Genomic DNA, 2,328 nt, shown 5'->3' with positions numbered 1-2,328 from the left:
GTGAACTGTTCCCCGCCCTCAAGGACCGCGTCCTCGGCCTGCCGACCCCGCCCCGGCCCTTCTCGACCCCGCCTTCTCACACCTTCCGGTAGGTGTACGCGTCGGCGGCCGCCGCCTCGACCGCGTCGAGGTCGCCGCCCGCCGCCGCCGTGACCACCGCGGCCACCGCGCCCTCGACGAACGGGGCGTCCACCAGCCGCGCCGAGTCCGGCAGCTCGTCGCCCTCGGCGAGCAGCGCCTTGACCGTGAGGACGGCGCTGCCCAGATCGGCCAGCACGGCGACTCCGGCGCCCCGGTCGACCGCCGCCGCCGCGGCGCTGACCAGCTCGGCGCTGGTGCCCAGCCCCCCGCCCTCCGTGCCGCCCGCCGCGGCCACCGGGACGGCAGCGCCGCCGCCCGTGAGCCCGCGCGCCAGGTCGGCCACGGCCGCGGCCACCTCCGCGCTGTGCGAGACCAGTACGACTCCCACGATCCTTTCGTCGCTCACCGTCGCCTCACTCCCCGCCGGCTGTGCAGAGGGCTGCGACGAGCAGCGCCGCCGACGTGGCGCCCGGATCCTGATGGCCGATGCTGCGCTCGCCCAGATAGCTGGCCCGGCCCTTGCGCGCCTGTAGCGGCGTCGTCGCCTCGGCCCCCTGATCGGCGGCCGCCCGGGCGGCCGTGAAGCCCTCGGCGAGGGCGTCGACGGCCGGGACCAGCGCGTCGATCATGGTCTTGTCGCCGGGCGCTGCGCCGCCGAGCTGCATCACGGCGTCGACGCCCGCCCGCAGCGCCTCGGCGAACTGCTGCTCCTCGACCTCGGCGGCGTCCCCGAGAGCCTTGCCGGTACGGCGCAGCAGAGTGCCGTACAGGGGGCCGGAGGCGCCGCCGACCGTCGAGATCAGCTGCCGCCCCGCCAGGACCAGGACGGCGCCCGGCGTCCCGGGCGCCTCCTTCTCCAGCGCCGCCGTCACGGCGGTGAAGCCGCGCCGCAGGTTGTTGCCGTGGTCGGCGTCCCCGATCGGCGAGTCGAGGGCGGTGAGCCGGTCCGCCTCGCGGTCGACGGACGCGGCGGTGGCCGTCATCCAACGGCGGAAGAAGTCGGCGTCGAGCACTGGGTCTCCTTGCGTGGTCGGTACCTTACGGACTGCCGTCTGCGCCTCACACGCCCCAGCGCAGTCCCGGGGTCCTGACCGGGGCGTCCCACAGCCGCAGCAGTTCCTCGTCGACCTGGCACAAGGTGACCGACGCGCCGGCCATGTCGAGGGACGTCACGTAGTTGCCGACGAGCGTACGGGCGACCGGCACCCCGCGCTGGGACAGCACCCGCTGCACCTCGGCGTTGAAGCCGTACAGCTCCAGCAGCGGCGTCGCGCCCATGCCGTTGACCAGCAGCAGGACGGGGTTTTTCGGCGTGAAGTCGTCCAGGATCGCGTGCACGGCGAAGTCGGCGATCTCACCGGACGTCATCATCGCCCGCCGCTCCCGGCCCGGCTCGCCGTGGATGCCCACGCCCAGCTCCAGCTCGCCGGGCGGCAGCTCGAAGGTCGGGCTGCCCTTGGCCGGCGTCGTACAGGCGCTGAGCGCCACGCCGAAACTGCGCGAGTTCTCGTTGACCTGCCGGGCGAGCGCCTCGACCTGTTCCAGCGGCCGGCCCTCCTCGGCGGCGGCGCCCGCGATCTTCTCCACGAAGAGCGTCGCGCCGGTGCCGCGCCGCCCGGCCGTGTAGAGGCTGTCGGTCACCGCCACGTCGTCGTCGACCAGCACCTTCGCGATCTGGATGCCCTCGTCCTCGGCGAGTTCGGCGGCCATGTCGAAGTTCAGCACGTCGCCGGTGTAGTTCTTCACGATGAACAGCACGCCGGCCCCGCTGTCCACGGCCGCGGCCGCGCGCAGCATCTGGTCGGGAACGGGCGAGGTGAACACCTCTCCCGGGCAGGCCGCCGACAGCATCCCGGGGCCGACGAACCCGCCGTGCAGGGGCTCGTGCCCGGACCCGCCGCCCGACACCAGCGCGACCCTCCCGGCCACCGGCGCGTCCCGCCGCACGATCACCCGGTTCTCGACGTCGACCGTCAGCTCGGGATGTGCGGCCGCCATACCGCGCAGCGCGTCCGCGACCACGGTCTCCGCAACGTTGATCAGCATCCGCATGGATACCTCCAGGTGGGCTAGCAGATGAGTCCCTGCCTCCATTCTGCCGGTCGGACCCGCGTCGGGCCGATGTCACGGCGGACAGCACCGGACCGCCCGGCGTTTTCCGGTCCCGGCGCCGAAAGGCGCCGGGTGCCCCCAAGATCGGAAGAGCACACCTCAGAACACCAGTCACGCAACAAAAAAAAGCGGTTT

At 73.4% G+C, this 2,328-nt stretch carries 3 protein-coding genes; all 3 read right to left on the bottom strand.

The features are described 5' to 3' along the window. Positions 1-76: 76 nt before the first annotated feature. From ABT300_RS43300 to dhaK, 3 genes are read right to left on the bottom strand one after another with little or no spacing between them, the layout of a single operon-like run. The gene (locus tag ABT300_RS43300; RefSeq protein ID WP_351688468.1) at positions 77-487 is read right to left on the bottom strand and encodes a PTS sugar transporter subunit IIA domain-containing protein; all 411 of its coding nucleotides are present in this window, start codon (positions 485-487) and stop codon (positions 77-79) included. A gap of 7 nt (positions 488-494) precedes the next feature. Further along, the gene (gene dhaL / locus ABT300_RS43295) at positions 495-1,094 is read right to left on the bottom strand and encodes a dihydroxyacetone kinase subunit DhaL (protein ID WP_351688465.1); all 600 of its coding nucleotides are present in this window, start codon (positions 1,092-1,094) and stop codon (positions 495-497) included. A gap of 46 nt (positions 1,095-1,140) precedes the next feature. After that, positions 1,141-2,133 (bottom strand): dihydroxyacetone kinase subunit DhaK, encoded by a 993-nt coding sequence (dhaK, locus tag ABT300_RS43290; RefSeq protein ID WP_351688463.1) that lies wholly within the window; start codon positions 2,131-2,133, stop codon positions 1,141-1,143. Positions 2,134-2,328 lie beyond the last annotated feature (195 nt).

The sequence above is a fragment of the Streptomyces sp. NPDC001027 genome (assembly GCF_040299045.1).
Classification (GTDB): domain Bacteria; phylum Actinomycetota; class Actinomycetes; order Streptomycetales; family Streptomycetaceae; genus Streptomyces.
The sequence above is the reverse complement of the archived record's forward strand: the minus strand, read 5'-3'. Positions and strand labels throughout refer to the sequence as shown.